The 16,600-nt window shown below is 63.6% G+C and carries 17 protein-coding genes and 1 tRNA gene; 4 read left to right on the top strand and 14 right to left on the bottom strand.

Annotated features, from left to right (window positions below; genetic code table 11):
* The 4 genes from iscB to PHX69_RS02305 form a co-directional block, all read left to right on the top strand.
* A partial coding sequence (gene iscB, locus PHX69_RS02320) for an RNA-guided endonuclease IscB (RefSeq protein WP_288042210.1) occupies positions 1-855 on the top strand: 855 nt, incomplete at its 5' end.
* Entirely contained in the window at positions 855-3,125 is a 2,271-nt protein-coding gene (locus PHX69_RS02315; RefSeq protein WP_288042208.1) for a sensor histidine kinase, read from the top strand. The genes iscB and PHX69_RS02315, both read left to right, overlap by 1 nt.
* Positions 3,126-3,161: 36 nt before the next feature.
* A complete protein-coding gene (locus PHX69_RS02310) occupies positions 3,162-3,842 on the top strand; it encodes a response regulator (protein WP_288042206.1) in 681 nt (226 codons plus the stop codon).
* A gap of 51 nt (positions 3,843-3,893) precedes the next feature.
* Positions 3,894-3,969 (top strand) — tRNA-Phe (locus PHX69_RS02305).
* Between the two features lie 1,094 nt (positions 3,970-5,063).
* Here the strand turns inward: PHX69_RS02305 and PHX69_RS02300 are convergent.
* The 14 genes from PHX69_RS02300 to PHX69_RS02235 all read right to left on the bottom strand — a co-directional run bounded on the left by PHX69_RS02300 (position 5,064) and on the right by PHX69_RS02235 (position 16,375).
* Complete coding sequence (locus tag PHX69_RS02300) at positions 5,064-5,510, bottom strand: single-stranded DNA-binding protein (RefSeq protein WP_288042205.1); 447 nt, start codon at positions 5,508-5,510, stop codon at positions 5,064-5,066.
* Positions 5,503-5,844: a hypothetical protein gene (locus tag PHX69_RS02295; protein ID WP_288042204.1), complete on the bottom strand. Its 342-nt coding sequence runs from the start codon at positions 5,842-5,844 to the stop codon at positions 5,503-5,505. The genes PHX69_RS02300 and PHX69_RS02295 overlap by 8 nt, the downstream gene beginning before the upstream one ends.
* Positions 5,845-5,853: 9 nt before the next feature.
* Entirely contained in the window at positions 5,854-6,363 is a 510-nt protein-coding gene (locus tag PHX69_RS02290) for a hypothetical protein (protein ID WP_288042203.1), read from the bottom strand.
* Positions 6,364-6,595: 232 nt separating this feature from the next.
* Complete coding sequence (locus PHX69_RS02285) at positions 6,596-8,146, bottom strand: YfjI family protein (RefSeq protein ID WP_288042202.1); 1,551 nt, start codon at positions 8,144-8,146, stop codon at positions 6,596-6,598.
* Positions 8,143-8,604 carry a CHC2 zinc finger domain-containing protein gene (locus PHX69_RS02280; protein ID WP_288042201.1) on the bottom strand — a complete coding sequence of 154 codons (462 nt, stop codon included), beginning with the start codon at positions 8,602-8,604 and terminating at the stop codon, positions 8,143-8,145. The genes PHX69_RS02285 and PHX69_RS02280 overlap by 4 nt, the downstream gene beginning before the upstream one ends.
* 9 nt (positions 8,605-8,613) lie before the next feature.
* Positions 8,614-9,144: a hypothetical protein gene (locus PHX69_RS02275; RefSeq protein ID WP_288042199.1), complete on the bottom strand. Its 531-nt coding sequence runs from the start codon at positions 9,142-9,144 to the stop codon at positions 8,614-8,616.
* The gene (locus PHX69_RS02270; protein WP_288042198.1) at positions 9,141-9,356 is read right to left on the bottom strand and encodes a hypothetical protein; all 216 of its coding nucleotides are present in this window, start codon (positions 9,354-9,356) and stop codon (positions 9,141-9,143) included. Before PHX69_RS02270 ends, PHX69_RS02275 begins: the two co-directional genes overlap by 4 nt.
* A gap of 455 nt (positions 9,357-9,811) precedes the next feature.
* Positions 9,812-10,219 (bottom strand): hypothetical protein, encoded by a 408-nt coding sequence (locus PHX69_RS02265; RefSeq protein ID WP_288042197.1) that lies wholly within the window; start codon positions 10,217-10,219, stop codon positions 9,812-9,814.
* Positions 10,216-10,461, bottom strand: coding sequence for a hypothetical protein (locus PHX69_RS02260; RefSeq protein ID WP_288042196.1), 246 nt, complete (start codon positions 10,459-10,461; stop codon positions 10,216-10,218). Before PHX69_RS02260 ends, PHX69_RS02265 begins: the two co-directional genes overlap by 4 nt.
* A 148-nt stretch (positions 10,462-10,609) precedes the next feature.
* Positions 10,610-11,287, bottom strand: a complete 678-nt coding sequence (locus PHX69_RS02255; protein ID WP_288042195.1) for a hypothetical protein — start codon at positions 11,285-11,287, stop codon at positions 10,610-10,612.
* A gap of 106 nt (positions 11,288-11,393) precedes the next feature.
* Positions 11,394-11,714 (bottom strand): HigA family addiction module antitoxin, encoded by a 321-nt coding sequence (locus PHX69_RS02250; protein ID WP_288042194.1) that lies wholly within the window; start codon positions 11,712-11,714, stop codon positions 11,394-11,396.
* A gap of 237 nt (positions 11,715-11,951) precedes the next feature.
* A complete protein-coding gene (locus PHX69_RS02245) occupies positions 11,952-13,265 on the bottom strand; it encodes a tyrosine-type recombinase/integrase (RefSeq protein WP_288042193.1) in 1,314 nt (437 codons plus the stop codon).
* Between the two features lie 344 nt (positions 13,266-13,609).
* A complete protein-coding gene (locus PHX69_RS02240; protein ID WP_288042192.1) occupies positions 13,610-14,005 on the bottom strand; it encodes a single-stranded DNA-binding protein in 396 nt (131 codons plus the stop codon).
* A gap of 153 nt (positions 14,006-14,158) precedes the next feature.
* Complete coding sequence (locus tag PHX69_RS02235; RefSeq protein WP_119012433.1) at positions 14,159-16,375, bottom strand: malate synthase G; 2,217 nt, start codon at positions 16,373-16,375, stop codon at positions 14,159-14,161.
* Between the last annotated feature and the right edge of the window lie 225 nt (positions 16,376-16,600).

Here is a 16,600-nt window from a genome sequence, read left to right as displayed (position 1 = left end):
GGCTACGAGCTGCGCGAGTACCTGCTGGAGAAATGGGGCCGTCAGTGCGCTTACTGCGATGCCACAGACGTGCCGCTGCAAATCGAACACATCCGCCCGAAAGCGCAAGGCGGCAGCAACCGGGCAGCCAACCTGACGCTGGCTTGCCAGTGCTGCAACCAAAAGAAAGCTGCGCGCAGCATTGAAGACTTCCTGGCCAAAGACAAAAAGCGTCTGGCCAAAATCTTGGCCGATGCAAAAAAACCGCTGCGCGATGCCGCTGCGGTGAATGCCACCCGCTGGGCACTGGCCAACGCGCTGCAAGCCACCGGCTTGCCAGTCGAGCTGGCCTCGGGTGGTCAAACCAAATTCAACCGCGCCACTTTGGGCATCCCGAAAACGCACGCCCTTGATGCGGCCTGCGTTGGCACCCTCCAAGCCATTGAAAACTGGCAATGCCCGACGCTGACCCTCAAAGCCACAGGCCGAGGTAGCTACCAGCGCACAAGGCTCAACAAATTCGGCTTTCCGCGTGGCTATCTGATGCGAACCAAACGGGTACACGGTTTTGGCACCGGCGACCTGGTGTGCGCTGAGGTGCCAGCAGGCGTGAAAGCGGGAACCCACACGGGACGGGTAGCCATCCGGGCCAGCGGCTCGTTCAACATCCAAAGCTACCAGGATGGCAAGTCCGTCGTGGTGCAAGGCATCAGCCATAAACATTGCCGCATCATCCAGCGCGCTGATGGCTATGGCTATTTTCTCAACCGGGCCAACAACACAGGAAGTGAACAGGCAAGGCCCAAAGCAAAGAACGCTGTGCGTTCCGCGCTCTGCCTCCCCGGTATCAATGCCGGGGTTTCACGCGCAATCTGATGAATGCCAGCCCGGCCTCCCAAGTTGCGGGCAAATCACGTGCCGTGCGCTGGGCGCTGGGCGTGGGGGTGTCGGTCATGGCAGCCATCGGGCTGGTGCTGCTGTTTTTGCTGACGCTGGCGACCAACAACCGCGCCCTCTACGAACGCAATTACGCCTGGCTGTTCGGTACCAATGTGGTCGTGGCGGTGCTGCTGCTGGCGCTCTTGGTGTGGGTGGCCGTGCGCCTGGTGGCGCGGCTGCGGCGCGGGCGCTTTGGCAGTCGCCTGCTGGTCAAGCTGGCGGCCATTTTTGCGCTGGTAGGGCTGGCGCCGGGGCTGCTGATTTACGTGGTGTCCTACCAGTTTGTGTCCCGCTCCATTGAAAGCTGGTTTGACGTCAAGGTCGAAGGCGCCCTGACGGCTGGTGTCAGCCTGGCCCGCGCCACTCTGGAGACCCAGGCGAGCGAGACAGCAGCGCGCACCCGCAGCGCCAGCGCCCAGCTGGCCCAGGTGCCCGCTGCGGGCGCCGGGCTGGCCCTGGAACGCATCCGCGATCAGCTGGGCGCTACCGATGTGGTGCTCTGGAGCGCCTCGGGCCAGCTGCTGGCCAGCGCCGGGCCATCCAGCTTTCAGCTGCACCCTGAGCGGCCCTCGGCACAGCAATTGCGCCTGGTGCGTGAGCAGCGTGCCATGGCCCAGGTGGAGGGGCTGGACGATCTGCCCGGGCCAGCGGCCACCCAGGATGCACGCGTCAAAGCCATTGCCCTGGTGTCCAGCACCAGCGTCGGCTTGCTGGTGGAGCCGCGCTTTTTGCAAGTCACCGTGCCCTTGCCGCCAGTGCTGGTGGCCAACGCCATCGCCGTGCAAGAGGCCAACCGCGAATACCAAGAGCGCGCCCTGGCCCGCGATGGCTTGCGGCGCATGTACATCGGCACGCTCACGCTGAGCCTGTTTCTGGCCGTGATTGCTGCGGTGCTGTTGGCCATCTTGCTGGGCAACCAGCTGGCACGGCCCCTGCTGGTGCTGGCCGAAGGTGTGCGCGAGGTGGCGCAGGGCAACTTGAGCCCCAAAGCCGTACTGGAGGGCAAGGATGAGCTGGACGGACTGACCCGCTCTTTTGCCCTCATGACCCAGCAACTGGCCGATGCCCGTGAAACCGCACAAGACAGCATGGGCGCGCTGGATGAAGCGCGCGCCCGCCTGCAAACCATCCTCGACAACCTGACGGCAGGCGTCATCGTGCTCGATGCACAGGGCCTGATCCGCTCGTGCAACCCCAGCGCCACACGCATCTTGCGCGCCCCCTTGGCCGTGTGCGTAGGCCGTCCGTTGGCACAGGTGCCGGGGCTGGAGCAGTTTGCGTCAGCGGTGCAGCGCCAGTTCGATGATTTTCTGGCGCACCGTGGTTCGCACGGCCCCGACCATTGGGAGCATGCGTTTGAGTTGCACGCCTCGCCCAGCGGTGCGGCGCACCATGCCACCAGCCTGGTGGCCCGGGGCGCCGAGCTGCCCGACGCCACGCACCTGCTGGTGTTTGACGACATTTCCGACATCGTCTCGGCCCAGCGCGTGCAGGCCTGGGGCGAAGTGGCCCGCCGCCTGGCGCACGAAATCAAAAACCCCCTCACGCCCATACAGCTGTCAGCGGAGCGGCTGGAGATGAAGCTCTCGGGCAAGTTGCCCGCCACCGAGCAGGCGCTGTTGACCAAATCGGTCAAAACCATCGTCCAGCAGGTCGATGCCATGCAGCGCCTGGTCAATGAGTTCCGCGACTACGCCCGCCTGCCCGCCGCCGAGTTGCAGCCGCTGGACTTGAACGCCCTCATCCACGACGTGTTGCACCTGTACGAGTCTGACCGCGCCCGGGTCGCGGTGCGCGCCGAGCTTGACCCGCGCTGCCCGGCCATTGCGGGCGATGCGCAGCAACTGCGCCAGGTGGTACACAACCTGTTGCAAAACGCCCAGGACGCCACCGAGCAGGCCGGTGCAGACGCCGACGGTGTGCTGCCCGCCGTGTGCATCAGCACCCACTGGAGCGAGGCCAGCCGCCGCGTACGCCTGCGTGTGAGTGACAGTGGCAGCGGCTTTCCTGCCCACATCCTGCAACGTGCTTTTGAGCCCTACGTCACCACCAAGGTGCGCGGCACCGGCCTGGGGCTGGCGGTGGTCAAGAAAATTGCCGATGAGCATGGCGCCCGCATTGAGTTGGCCAACCGGCTTGAGGATGGCGTAGTGCGGGGCGCACAAGTGTCGCTATCATTCGCCCCTGAGCACGCAGTGGCGTCGTGACAACACCGCGGACCGCAGTTTCAAGGCACTTCATACATGGCAAACATTTTGGTGGTCGATGACGAGCACGGCATCCGTGACTTGCTGTCGGAAATCCTCAACGATGAGGGGCACAGCGTGGATCTGGCAGAAAACGCCACCCAGGCGCGTGCGGCGCGCAGTGCCGGCGGGTATGACCTGGTGCTGCTCGACATCTGGATGCCTGACACCGATGGCGTGACTTTGCTCAAAGAGTGGTCCAGCAGCGGCTTGCTCACCATGCCCGTCATCATGATGAGCGGGCACGCCACCATCGATACCGCCGTTGAGGCCACCCGCATCGGCGCATTCTCTTTTCTGGAAAAACCCATCACGCTGCAAAAGCTGCTCAAGGCAGTGGAGTCCGGGCTGGCGCGCAGCCAGGCGCGCGCGCAGGTAGCGGCTGTCTCTGTGCCCGCTGTGCCGGCCATGGATGGCGGTAATGGCTCGCTTGGCATGCTCAGCCTGCCAGCGGCCCTGCGGGAAGAGGTAGGCCCCCTGTCCCGCCAGGGCTTTGATCTGGACAGGCCGCTGCGCGAGGCGCGCGATGGCTTCGAGAAAGCCTATTTCGAATTTCACCTGGCCCGCGAAGGTGGCTCCATGACCCGCGTGGCCGAAAAAACCGGGTTGGAGCGCACCCATCTGTACCGCAAGCTGCGCCAGTTGGGCGTGGATCTGGCACGCGGAAAACGCAATTAATCACCACGCTTGGATCAAGTAGCGTTTTTTGTGGGTATAATTCAAGGCTTAGGCCCGGTAGCTCAGTCGGTAGAGCAGAGGATTGAAAATCCTTGTGTCGGCGGTTCGATTCCGTCCCAGGCCACCAGTTAAAAGCCTTGCAGGCATTGAAAACCCCGCTATCTTTTTGGTAGCGGGGTTTTTTGTTGCTCTGCCCGATGTAACGGCGGATGTAAGAGGATTTCGGAAAAGCATCGGGTTTTCTGGTGCGCTGGCGCTGGTGGTGGTGTCGCCGTCCGCTACCCCGTCACCAGTGGTCAGCACGTTGGAGATTGGCTGAAAGTTCAGCCGTGGTGGTGGGGCGCCATGCCGTGTGCATTCGCGGTGAATGCGTGTTGACCATGCAATGGCATTTCGTCACCGCAACGAAACCTGCGCCAGCCTAAAAACTCAGGTCAGCAGATGGCCTCAGTTCTGAAGGCATCCCGCCAAAGGGGGTGCCGTTTCGTTACCCCCCTTTGCTACCGGCTTATTTCCGGTTGCAAGGCACACGGCCAATAGTCGGCTGGTCTTGGGGCGGTCTTTGTGCTCAGTGGCTTTCAGGTGGGCGAAGTTTGTCCACCCAGACTTTCCGCCCACTGCACCGGATACAGCGCCTCCCAAATTTCCTCGCGGCGCGGTTCAGGTGTTAACCGCCTGTTAAGCCCACCTGTTAAGGCTGGGCCTGCAAATGCGGTTTTCGCCGTCAACCGGCGCTAACCACGGCGCTAACCTGCCAGCGCTAACCTGCGCCAGCACCCCCGATTCCGTGCGCACCAGACCGCGCACCGCATCCTTGCACACCGTTCCAGAACTGCGCTTTCCATGGTTACACCGCTTGGAAACACCCAGCTCCAGAACTGCGGTTTCGCTGTTACAGCGGGCGTTACAGCAGGTGTTACAGCTTCCAGCAAAGTGCGCTTTCGCCGTCAACCGGCCTGTCAACCATGCGCTGGCAACCATCCAGCAAATGCCTGATTCCTTGGATACCAGCGTGGATACCGCCGATGGAATGTAGGGTTTTGTTGGGTTCTGCCGCAGCCATCCCAGCAGGGCGTGGTGCAGGGCCAATCCCACAGCCTGCGGGAACCTGACTCCCGCCACTGGCGGATGTTGAGCCACGCGCCCAAAGCAAAAACCCGGCGCTGGGCCGGGTCTGCGAAAACTTCGTACACCCCGCCAGCCTACCGGCGGTGCTGCACTTCACCAGTCCAGCGGTGCGCCGTCATCGAGGCCACTTCGGTCGTGCGGTGCCATCGCCCGCCACGCTTCATCCTTGGGGCGTTGCTGGCGCGTTGCGGGTGCGTTGCCTGAAACGTTCTCGCCGCGTTGCATGGCGTTACGCTTCTTGGTGACGTGGTAGGCCGTCAGCACCTGGTGCGCCACCAGGTCGAGGCCGGGTCGGGCGTTGCCTTCCTTGTCCGACCACACCTTGGGCGTGAGACTGCCCGACAAGGCCACGCTGTCGCCGTCGCCCAGCGCCAGCAGTGCGGTGCAGGGTGCAGTGTCAAAGGCAATCACGTTCACGAACAGGCTTTCACCGTCGCCACCAGCGGCGCGCACCTTGGCCAGGGCGAACGGTTTGCCGGTCTTGCTGGTGCGCTCGGTGGGCTGGCCGTACAGCTTGCCGGATATGAGGGCGTCAATCACGGCACTGCTCCTTCATGTGGGCCAGCACCTCCAGCATGGCCTTGTTACCGGCTGCGGCCACTGCGGCGCAGGCCAGCTCCTTCACGCGGTGGGAAATCTCGCCACGGGCCATCATGGTTTCCAGTATCTCGCCCTGTGTGAACCCTCCAGCGCGGGCCGCCTTGAGGATGCGCCCCAGTGCGTCGGTGGCTTTGGCACGGCCTTGGGGAGTGATTTCGTCGTCTGGCGCATGGGCGTAAGTGCCCATCATCAGCAGGACGCCAGGCATGGAAATGAGGTAGCCCCCTTCTGGGCAGTCGGGGTTGGGGGTGAACAGGGGTTGTTTGTTGGGCATGGTGTTCTTTCAGGTGGTGGATAGCGCGTTCAGGTAGGCGTGGTGCAGGTGCTGGCCGGTGGTGCAGCGGTCGGTGTGGCCGGTGGCGGCCGCCTTGCAGGCGGGGCACTTCCCCCAGTGCGCAAGGTATGCATCGTCTGCCACGCGCCAGGGCTGGTGCAGGTCTGACCAGCTCATGGGCGCAGGCGGGCGCGGTGCTGCCGCTGGCGCAGGTCGTGGCGGTGCTGGTGGCAGTTGCGCGCGCAGGTGCTGGTACAGGTCGGCGCGCAGCTCGGGCGGTGTGTCTGCAATGTCACGCTGCCAGTCCCGGCGGGCCTTGTCGCTGACCCCCGTGCGGTCGCAGTACGCCATAGCCAGCGCCAGCAGTGCAGCGTGGCCGGGGTCGTAGGCGGGCGGTGTCGGTGGTGGCCGGGTCTGGGCCGCAGCCTCGGGCACGGTAGCCTGCGCCAGCGTGGCGGGCTGGCGCTCAACTTCAGGTTTTTGCAGGTTGTGGGCCGGGTCGTTGGCGGCTGTTTCCACTCGCTGGCTACTGGCTACAGTGGCTACAGATTCCAGCGGTTTGGATGGCGTTTCCAGTCCGTGGCTAATGGCTAATGTGGCTAATCCGGCTAATTTGGCTAACGCCTCGGGGCTTTTTGGGCTGTTTGGCTGGTTTTCGTTAGCCAAATTAGCCACGTTAGCCGGATTAGCCATTAGCCAGTGGTTGGATTCGCGTTTTGCAGCGGCGCTGCGGATGGCGCCCAAGTCCAGCTCAAACACCATGGCGCACCTCCCAGCCTGCACCCAGCGGGCGGATATAGCCACGGCCTATCAGCTCCTCCAGCAGCAGCCCGATGCCCTTGGCCTTGAGGTTGCGAATGGTGCGCGGTGTCTTTTGCAGCGCCTGGGCGGTTGTCACCAGTGGCCCATGTTCGCGCATCCACTCCAGCAGCGTGCGCAAACGCTTGTCCGTCTGCTGCTGCTTGCCCGTGCCCATCAGGCGCAGGTGCTCATTCAGATAGAAGTCCATGACCTGAATCGCGCCATCCATCGCCGCTTCGCCCACCTCCAGCGCGCCAGGGTCGTTGAACAGGGTAATCACGCCAGCAATGCGCGCGGCCTGTTCTGCGGCCTTGGATGCGAACGGGCGGGCGTCTGCCAGCTCTTTGCCGTTCGCCTGTTCTGCCTCGATGGCGTTGTAAAACGCAATCCACAGCGCACGGGCGTCAGGGTTGAGGGTCAGGCCACGGGGTTTCAATTCGTAGCCGTCGCCTCCTTCCCACAGCTCGGGGCGGGTGTCCAGTAGCTGCGCCATGCGCTGGGCGTAGGCTTGCACCGCAGGATGGTCTGCCGGGTTCTCGCCAAGGTAGGGGCGGTGTCCTGCCAGCGTGGCGGGTTGGGAAATCAGGCAGCGCGCCAAAAAGCCCTGCCCGTCGGCCAGCGGGTCAGACAGCAACTGCCCCAGCAGCAGCGGCTGCACCATGATGCTCATGGACACGCGCCTGCCCAGCAGCGAAGTGAACCCGGCGCCCCCGCGCATGATGTTCAGCGACTCGCCGCCCCATGCCTTCAGAAAAAATGCCATCGCCGCCATGCGGTTGGAATCCCGCATGGAGTGCCCCCCCAGCACTTCGCCACCCTCGGCACTGAACACGCCCACGCTGCTTTGGCCCTTGAGCAAACGGGCGGCGCCCTCCACCGTGGCGTTGCCCACGGTCAGGGCCTGCAACTTGGGTTCGGGCGGTTCGGGGTCGCCTTTTTGTAGCGTGGCCTTCTCGTTCTGGTAACGCTCCATGGCGTGGAAATGGCGGCGCGATTCCTCCTTGCTGCGGCGCTCTATCTCCAGACAGGCAGCTTCATCCACCCCGCTCTTGCGGTCGCCGCTGGCGCCGGATGTGACGATGAACAGAGACAGCGGCTTGCGCTGGCCGTGGGGCAGCACCACGTCTGCCAGGGGCTGCGCAGCCAGTGAGGCGGCAGCCAGCACACTGCCACCGGCCATGGCATCCGGGGCCTGCACGGTGTCTGCAATGGCCTGGGCAGCATGGCCCAGCACATCGCCCAGCGCAGCGAATGGAAACGGCTTGGGCGCTTCAATGTCGCCGCAGTCCTCGGCCAGTGGAATCAGCTCGGGCCATGCCTGCGGTGCGCGCTCGGGCAGGTCGGACACATAGAGCGGTTCAAAACCAGCGCCAGCGCTTGCCCCGATTGCGCTTGCAGCTATTGCATTGATAGCAGCCACATCCAGCAGCGGGCGCGGTGGGCGCTGCGCCATAAACTCATTCATCGGCGCTTCCAGTTTTGCGTATTCGTCGGGTGTCATGTGAACACCTCCATGATTGTGGTGATGCGGTTTGCCGCCAGCAGGGTGCGGGCCTTGTCGGCGTCGCTGGGAACTGCGCCGTTTGCAATGCGGGCGTATTCCATGACTACCAGTTGCGCCTCGAAGGACAGCATTTGCAGAGCTGCGCGTGGACTCATGGGCGTGGGCTTGTGCTGAACGGCGGGTTGGCCGTCATCCACCCAGCAGCCCAGTGCCTTGCAAGCGTCGATGAACTCGGCGCCCGTGGCCTGCATCTCGTAGGCCAGCACATCGCCACCGGATGCGCCACAGGCCATGCAGACAAATGCACCGCTGTCGGTGTTGATGCGCATGGAGTCAGAACCGCCGTGGAACTCGCAGCGCGTGGTGCGCCACTTACCTTTCCTCTCGCGGAACACCAGGCCAGCGGCTTCGTAGTAGCCCACCGGCTCGGGCAGGTTGCGTCGGTCGAAGGTCATGGTGTGCCCTTACTGGATGTGCTGCGCGCTGGTGTTCACAGTGCGGCGGGCAGGCTTCGGCGCTTCATCTTTGATAGCTGCTTGCGCTTGCTGGGTACGGTTTTCAGCCTTTTTGGGCTGTGGGTTTTGGTGGTGCTGGGCCTGCTGCTCTTGCGCCCACTTGGCTAACTCTCCGGCCTTCACATCGCGGCGCAGGTCGCTGGTGAACGTGACGCCTCGCAGTTCTTGCAGGCCCTGCGAGTCACGAATGAATGCGGGCTCGTCGCCTGCGCCCTCGGCAATGTGCAACTGCACCAGCGTGGTGAGGCTGTGGACGGCGGCCAACAGTCCCATGTTCCGGGTCGGGCAGTGCGTGGCCTCGCCTGCTGCGCGCTGGGATTCACGGTCGTGCAGCAAGTCCACCACCGCATGGATGCCAGCAAGGGCGGCGCTCAGTGTGGTGATATGCGTTCCATCCAGCACAGTTGCACGCTCCAAGCTTTGGCCGTGGTAGGAGGGAATGCACAGCTCTTGCGTGAGTTCTGGGGTGGTCGTGCTCATGCTGCGGCCTCCGTGCGCTCAAACGCGGCCAGGCGGCGCAGTGCGGTCAGGGCTTGGACGCTCTTGCGGGCGGCGGCTGCGTGTTGGTGGCGGGCGGCGTACCAGCGCGCCATGGCGCAGGCGTTGACGGCCTCAAAGTGCAGGGCGACGGTATCGGCGGGGGTGGGGGAAAGTGCGGGCGCAGTGCGGCCCTGGGGGATGGTGTTAGCCATGAATGGCTCCTTCGGAACAGGTTTGAAACCTGCCGCCTCCGCTGTCAAACGAGGGTGGCAGACCGTGCAGGGTTGACAGACCGGCCGAAGGAACCGGCGCACCCTCGCGGGTGCCCCCACACGGCCCGCCAAAAAGGAAAGCCATGTGTGCCATGCGCAGCGCATGGGCGTAAAAAAGCCGCTGTCCAATCTGGGCGCGGCTGCTGCGCCTTCGGTAATCGGGCTGTCAAACCCGTGGTGCTTTTCAGCACCTGGGCGAACTGTAGCACGGCCCCAGCCCGAAGGCGAGGCACACCAGGCGCGCAGCACGGCGGTGTTGAGGGCGTCAACCAGCGCCAGCATGGTGGTGCCGATGGCACAGCCTGGCGTCTTGCTGGCGCTGGCGGTATCCGGTACGATGGCTGTGCCTTGCCCGGCTGTGCCCTGTTCTGCATTTTTTGTGGGACGGGGCATTTTCATTTGTCGGCCCCTTCATCGCACAGGGGCAGGTTCGCAATGCCCAGCTCCAGCAGGTTGACGATGGCAGCGGCAAAGCCACCGGCTGCGCTGTCGGGGTGTTCCAGCTTGACCAGGGCGCGCAAGGCTTCATGCACGGCATAGAAAGCCACTTCCTGATTGGGATGGCGGCGAATCTCGAACAGCGACTGCACAAGGTCTGCGCCCAATGCGTTGCCAGCGCGTTCAGCCTCATCTTGTGCTTCGGTGGTGCCCAGCTCCAGCAGCGCAGCGCCCAAGGCGGCCAGTCCATCGGGGCCAATCGGCAGCGTGACTGCAACGCCAGATTCAACGCATACGGTTATCGCGCCATCGCCCACGAAAATTTCCCCGCAGCCATCGGGATGCTGGTAGAGGGCGGCGCTCATGCTGCCACCCCGCACAATTTTTTGACGGCGGCGGTCGGCCAGCCAAGGCGGCGGCCAATGCGGACAGGGCGCACCGGGCCGGACTCTTTGCAGGCCCACACCCATGCTGTCTGCTCGGCAATGTTGGCGTAGTGGCAAAGCTCTTTTGTGACTAAGAGCGGCTTCGTTACCAGCTCCAGCGGTGGGAATTGCTGGGGGGCGGTGGCAGCGCGTGTATCGGCGCTGCGTTCGGTTTCTGTCATGGTTCACCTTTCTGCCGCCTTGACCGGGTTGTCTTGGCTGGCTGGGGTGAAGTAGAAGAATGGGGTATGCCACCCCGTCAAATGGGGTAGGCCACCCCGTTTGTTTTCATTGGAGAACCGGGTGTGTTCCGGGTAGGTTCCGGGTAGGTCAGGTTGTGCGCTTGCCGTCCTGCACCAGTTGCGAATAAAAACCCGTACGCCTTTGCGTGTCGCGTTCTTTGCGCGCCTTGTCGAGGTATTTGCTCATGTTGGCGCGGTCAACGCCCTCACGGTTTGCCAGCCTCTGCAATGCGCCCCTGCTCGCGCGTTGTGCCTCTTCTTCAAACATGGAAAGCCATCGGGCGCGGCGCTCGGCTGGAGTCTCCTTCTCCGGCTGCGCTGGCGCCGGTTCATCGGGCGTTGGCGCATCGTCCAACGGTAGCTCAACTGGCGTTGGTTCTATCTGTTGCGCTCCAGTTTTGCCAATTTGGTCAAAGTCATAAGCTGACTTGTACCCATGTTCTTGCGCCATCTCAGACAGGAAACGATTGATAGCCTTGCGGCTCACCAATGCACCGGGGAGTTCTGCAAGACTACTGATTTCCGGGACGGTGCCGTCGTCGTTCAAGTAGCCCTCCAAAACAGTGGATTTGGGGCGGCTGGGATTTGTCGTCTGCAAAATCCATTCAACGTAAGCCGACAACAGCTTTACAAGAATTGGTCGCGCTTGGGGTGGCAACTCCTCGCTGGTTGGGTACCGTTTTGAAATCGGCATAACCCCGGCAATCAAACATGCAGCCTCATGCACTCGAAAGCTGGTGGCCCAATTCCATGCCGAAAAATCCATACGCATCCTCCCGAATGCTGCTCCCTCAATAGGTGCCCCAGCAGCCAGTGGGAGGAACTGGTTTTCAGCCCGGTTTCGAGGCGGGCCTAGCTGGGGCGTAAACGGTTCAGGCGTGGGCTGCCATTGCTGGCGCTGGCTGTACATGCATCGGGGTTTTCTGGAACTTCAACCCAGCCTGCCACATGTCATAGGCAGCCTGTTGGGCCAGCCACAAGCGGGCCTCGCCGCCCCGGTCTTTGCCCAGCCATGCCTCCAGGCGAAGCGCCATTTCCGGCGAAATAGCAGCGTGGCCGTTCAGCACACGGGACAAAGTGACGCGGGCCACGCCCAACTGCTCGGCGGCCTGGGTCACGGTCAGGCCCAGTGCGGGCAATACATCCTCGCGCAGCGTCAGGCCGGGGTGTGGTGGGGTGAACATCGTGGTCATGGTTTTGCTTGAATCTGTAGCCACTGTCGCCAGTGGAGGCTACGCGCCCACGGGTCGGGCCTTGTTGTCCGGCTATCGGACTTCAAAAACGATAGCTGTTTGTGCCCGCTGCATAAGGGCTGGAGCTGGTTTTTGCTGGTAAATCAGGCTGTAGCCACTGTAGCCACTGTAGCCACTGTAGCCACTGTAGCCAGTAGCCAGTAGCCAGTAGCCAGTAGCCACGGGGCGGCTACGTCATCACTCGGCCCCTGCGCCACCGACCACCACACGCAGCTTGCCCGGTTCGCTGGCGCTGGTGAACTGCACTCCCGCCTGCTCCAGTATCCATGCCTCGATGCGCTCATGGTGTACGCGCAGCAAGTCAATCGGGCGACGGATGTAGTTCTGTTCCCGCACACCCTGGGGGGCGTGGCCCTGTATCTGGGCGCTGATGCCGCCGGGTATGTCCAACCACTCGCACAGACTGGCAAAACTGCGGCGCAGGTCGTGCAGTGTTAGTTCCAGCCCAGCAGCGTTGCAGGCTTGGCGGTGGGCAATGCTGGGTTCGGTCAGTCGCCCGGATGCGCTGGTGGGGCTGGAGAACACCCACTCATTGCGCCGGGGCAGGCTGGTCAGCAGGTGCGCCACGTAGGGCGTGAGGGGCACGGCACGGCGGCCTTCAGCCTTGTCTTTTATGTCCATCCCGCGCCACTGAAAATTCACGTCCTCCCACTTGAGTTCGGCCAGTTCCTCACGCCTAGCCCCAGTCAGTAGCAGGCATTGCAGGTAGGCGGAAATCACCGGGTTCTGTATCTGGCGCACATGCTGGAACCAAACGGGCAGTTGTTCGCGTTGCAGGTGGCCGCTCTTGGGTTTGGCCTTGCCTGCCACCTCGCGCGCTTTCTTGGCGCTGGCGGCGGTGGGGTCGGCTTTACCTGCCAAGTCGGGTTCAGACGCTGCCCAGCGCATAAACGCTTTCAGCAGGCGCAGTGCCAAGCGCACACGGGCGGGCCGGTCTTTGGCTTCTTTGGCGGCCCATGCCTCAATCACTGGGGCGGTCAGTTCTGACAGGCGCAAGTGCAGCAATGGGGCCAGTGGCCCGGGCACAGTCTTGGCACCGGGCAGGCGCGCGCGCTGTTCGCCTCCGGCCTGCACCATTGCCAAGTGGTCACGGTAGTTGAGTTCGCCCCAGAACGGGCGGCGCTGCTCGATGTAACGCGCCCACGCCTGCCCCATGGTGACGGCATCCGCTGCGGCAGCAGCTTGCTTCTGGGCGTGTGCTGCCAGTGCATCACGCTTCAGGTCGCGCGGGTCTTTGCCCTCATCTATAAGGCGCTGCATCTCTCGGGCCTTGGCTTGGGCGTCCGGGATGCTCCATGCGTCCGGGCCGCCAATGGTCAGGCGGATGGTCGTCCCTTGGTACACGCCCTGGAACACGTAGGCCGGTTTTCCCGCTGGCGTGGCGCGCAGCCCCAGTCCCGGCGCGGTGGCGTCCCATAGGAATGATTGCGCTTTGTCGGCGGGGCACTTGAAGCCAGATACCCTGCCAGCGGTGAAAGCAATCTTCGCCATGGTGGCGCTCCCTGATTTATTACATTCGCCACGATGTAACGGCGGATGTAAGAGGATTTTTTGAATCTGGGCACATTTCAATCAATGAGCGCAGGTCGGAATGTGGCCTAAATTGTTGATTTACATAGGGTGAATCTAGGCGCATCAATGATTGTAAATGTGGAGAAGCAAGGATTGAAAATCCTTGTGTCGGCGGTTCGATTCCGTCCCAGGCCACCAGTTAAAGTCAAAAAACCCGCTGTCCAAAAACAGCGGGTTTTTCTCTTTTTCGACAGACTGGACGCCCGGTACGGGACGGGCTCTGTCCGTCCAGGAACGGTGCGTGCGCACCACGGGTGCTGGTGTTACCACTCTGGTGCGTCGGGCGCGGCGTTGTCGGGGTGGTGCTGCGCTGGCCCTGCGGGGTGGGCGCGATCGGTGTCCATGGCGGCGCGTTTGTGTTTGGCGTGGTAGGCGCTCAGCACCTGGTGGGCCACCATGTCCAGCGCGGGGCGGGTGTTGCCTTGTTTGTCTGTCCAGACGCGCGGTGTCAGGCTGCCGGCCAGGGCCACGCTGTCGCCCTCGGTCAGGGCCAGCAGGGCGTGGCATGGCGCATCGTCAAAGGCGATGACGTTGACAAACAAGCTTTCGCCGTCGCCCGAAGTGGCGCGCACTTTGCATACGGCAAAGGGCCTGCCGCTCTTGTCGGTGCGGGATTCCGGTGTGGCGTACAGCTTGCCTGCGATCAGTCCGTCAATCATGGTGTGCTCCTGGTTGCGGCGGGCAGTGTAGTGGCCGGGCGCTGGCGCGCCCATGCACAACGGCGCCCGCAGGCGCCGTTTTTTCAGTGCTTGAAGCCAAATCGGCCTCTGGCGCGCGCTGAATCAGCGCGAGAAGCTATCAAATCAGTAGCGTCATGCGCCGTGCGCTGCGGCCTTGACCTTCAGGCGCCAGGCGTGCAGCAGGGGCTCGGTGTAGCCGCTGGGCTGTTCTTTGCCCTTGAAGACCAGATCGCACGCGGCCTGGTAGGCCATGCTGGTGGCAAAGTGGCCGGCCATGGGCTGGTAGAGCGGGTCGCTGGCGTTTTGCTTGTCCACTTTGGCGGCCATGCGTTCAAAGGTTTCGCGTACCTGGGCTTCGGTCACCACGCCGTGGTGCAGCCAGTTGGCCATGTGCTGGCTGCTGATGCGCAGCGTGGCACGGTCTTCCATCAGGCCCACGTCGTTGATGTCGGGCACCTTGGAGCAGCCCACGCCCTGGTCTACCCAGCGCACCACGTAGCCCAGGATGCCTTGGGCGTTGTTGTCCAGCTCTTGCTGCTTTTCTGCATCCGACCAGCTCGGGTTGCTGCTGACGGGGATGGTCAGCAGGCCGGTGAGCAGGTCGTCGCGCAGGGCGTCGGCATCGGTTTGTTCCAGGGCCGCCTGGATGTCGGCCACCTTGACCTGGTGGTAGTGCAGCGCGTGCAGCGTGGCACCCGTGGGGCTGGGCACCCAGGCGGTGTTGGCGCCGGCCTTGGGGTGGGCGATTTTTTGCTCCAGCATGGCGGCCATCAGGTCGGGCATGGCCCACATGCCCTTGCCGATTTGCGCCTTGCCACGCAGGCCCATCGACAGGCCCACCAGCACGTTGCTGCGCTCGTAGGCGGTGATCCAGGCGCTGGTCTTCATGTCGCCCTTGCGGATCATGGGGCCAGCCAGCATGGCGGTGTGCATCTCGTCGCCGGTGCGGTCAAGGAAGCCGGTGTTGATGAAGGCCACACGGCTGGCGGCGGCGGCAATGCAGGCCTTGAGGTTGACGCTGGTGCGGCGCTCCTCGTCCATGATGCCCAGCTTGACGGTGCTGTCGGCCAGCCCCAGCAGCTGCTCGACGCGGCCAAACAGCTCGGCGGCAAACGCCACTTCGGCGGGGCCATGCATTTTGGGCTTGACGATATAGACGCTGCCCTTGCGGCTGTTGCGCAGACCGCCCGCACCGTGGCCTTGCAGGTCGTGCAGGGCGATGGTGGTGGTGACCACGGCATCCATGATGCCCTCGGGGATCTCTTTCACCGTGCCATCGGCGGCGGTGTAGAGGATGGCCGGGTTGGTCATCAGGTGGCCCACGTTGCGCACGAACATCAGACTGCGGCCATGCAGGCGCACTTGGCTGCTGCCGTTGGCGGCGGTGTAGAGGCGGTCGGGGTTGAGGCCGCGCGTGAGCTGCTTGCCGCCCTTGTCAAACGACTCGGTCAGCGTGCCTTTCAGGATACCCAGCCAGTTGCGGTAGCCCAGCAGCTTGTCGTCGGCATCGACGGCGGCCACGGAGTCTTCCAGATCAAGGATGGTGGACAGAGCCGCTTCCAGCACGACGTCAGCGACGCCAGCGGCGTCCGACTGGCCAATGGGCGTGGCGCGGTTGATGATGATGTCGATGTGAAGGCCGTTGTGCGCCAGCAGCACCGACGATGGCGCTGCCGCCTCGCCCTGGTAGCCCACGAACTGGGCGGCGTCTTGCAGGCCGGTGGTGCTGCCGTTTTGCAGGGCCACCACGAGCTGGCCGCCTTCGACGCGGTAGCCGCAAGAATCCTGGTGCGAGCCAGCGGCCAGCGGCGCGGCCTGGTCGAGCACGTTGCGGGCAAAGGCGATGACCTTGGCGCCGCGCACGGGGTTGTAGCCGGGGCCTTTGTCGGCGCCATCGGTGTCGGGGATGGCGTCGGTGCCGTACAGCGCGTCGTACAGGCTGCCCCAGCGGGCGTTGGCCGCGTTCAGCGCGTAGCGGGCATTGAGGATGGGCACCACCAGCTGCGGGCCCGCCTGCGTGGCCAGCTCGTCATCGACGTTGGTGGTGGTGGCCTGCACCCCCGTGGGCGCGGGCACCAGGTAGCCGATGGTTTCGAGAAATTGGCGGTAGGCCGCCATGTCGGTGATGGGGCCGGGGTGGGCCTGGTGCCAGGTGTCCAGCTCGGCTTGCAGGCGGTCGCGCTCGGCCAGCAGGGCGATGTTGCGCGGCGCCAGGTCGGCCACGATGGCGTCAAAACCCTGCCAGAACGCGCTGCTCTCGATGCCGGTGCCGGGTAGCACCTCGTCTTCGATGAAACGGTGCAAAACGCTGGCAACTTGCAGGCGGTGAACGGCGGTGCGTGCGGTCATGGGCAATCCTTGAAAACGGTGGATGACAAAACGGTCAACGCCCCGCAGGGCGGCTGGCTGCCACTGTATTCGAATTGTTTGCAGCCATAAATACACCGAAAACATCAAAACCTGTGACTTTTATGCACAAATGCCGCCGCCCCGCAGCGGGTGGTGCGGCACGCGGCGCGGCGACCCGGATGCCGATGGCACGCGCTGCGGTGTAAAAACTATTATTTTGATAGC

The sequence above is a fragment of the Simplicispira sp. genome, assembly GCF_028687295.1.
Lineage (GTDB): Bacteria > Pseudomonadota > Gammaproteobacteria > Burkholderiales > Burkholderiaceae_C > Simplicispira > Simplicispira metamorpha.
This window is presented reverse-complemented; position numbering and strand designations above follow the sequence as displayed.

Excerpts from the sequence above, each read along its gene's own strand:
- PHX69_RS02315 (WP_288042208.1), top strand. The coding sequence starts at position 855 with ATGAATGCCAGCCCGGCCTCCCAAGTTGCGGGCAAATCACGTGCCGTG.
- PHX69_RS02310 (WP_288042206.1), top strand. The coding sequence starts at position 3,162 with ATGGCAAACATTTTGGTGGTCGATGACGAGCACGGCATCCGTGACTTG.
- PHX69_RS02295 (WP_288042204.1), bottom strand. The coding sequence starts at position 5,844 with ATGCCCAACAAACAACCCCTGTTCACCCCCAACCCCGACTGCCCAGAA.
- PHX69_RS02285 (WP_288042202.1), bottom strand. The coding sequence starts at position 8,146 with ATGACACCCGACGAATACGCAAAACTGGAAGCGCCGATGAATGAGTTT.
- PHX69_RS02280 (WP_288042201.1), bottom strand. The coding sequence starts at position 8,604 with ATGACCTTCGACCGACGCAACCTGCCCGAGCCGGTGGGCTACTACGAA.
- PHX69_RS02275 (WP_288042199.1), bottom strand. The coding sequence starts at position 9,144 with ATGAGCACGACCACCCCAGAACTCACGCAAGAGCTGTGCATTCCCTCC.
- PHX69_RS02270 (WP_288042198.1), bottom strand. The coding sequence starts at position 9,356 with ATGGCTAACACCATCCCCCAGGGCCGCACTGCGCCCGCACTTTCCCCC.
- PHX69_RS02265 (WP_288042197.1), bottom strand. The coding sequence starts at position 10,219 with ATGAGCGCCGCCCTCTACCAGCATCCCGATGGCTGCGGGGAAATTTTC.
- PHX69_RS02260 (WP_288042196.1), bottom strand. The coding sequence starts at position 10,461 with ATGACAGAAACCGAACGCAGCGCCGATACACGCGCTGCCACCGCCCCC.
- PHX69_RS02255 (WP_288042195.1), bottom strand. The coding sequence starts at position 11,287 with ATGGATTTTTCGGCATGGAATTGGGCCACCAGCTTTCGAGTGCATGAG.
- PHX69_RS02250 (WP_288042194.1), bottom strand. The coding sequence starts at position 11,714 with ATGACCACGATGTTCACCCCACCACACCCCGGCCTGACGCTGCGCGAG.
- PHX69_RS02245 (WP_288042193.1), bottom strand. The coding sequence starts at position 13,265 with ATGGCGAAGATTGCTTTCACCGCTGGCAGGGTATCTGGCTTCAAGTGC.
- PHX69_RS02240 (WP_288042192.1), bottom strand. The coding sequence starts at position 14,005 with ATGATTGACGGACTGATCGCAGGCAAGCTGTACGCCACACCGGAATCC.
- PHX69_RS02235 (WP_119012433.1), bottom strand. The coding sequence starts at position 16,375 with ATGACCGCACGCACCGCCGTTCACCGCCTGCAAGTTGCCAGCGTTTTG.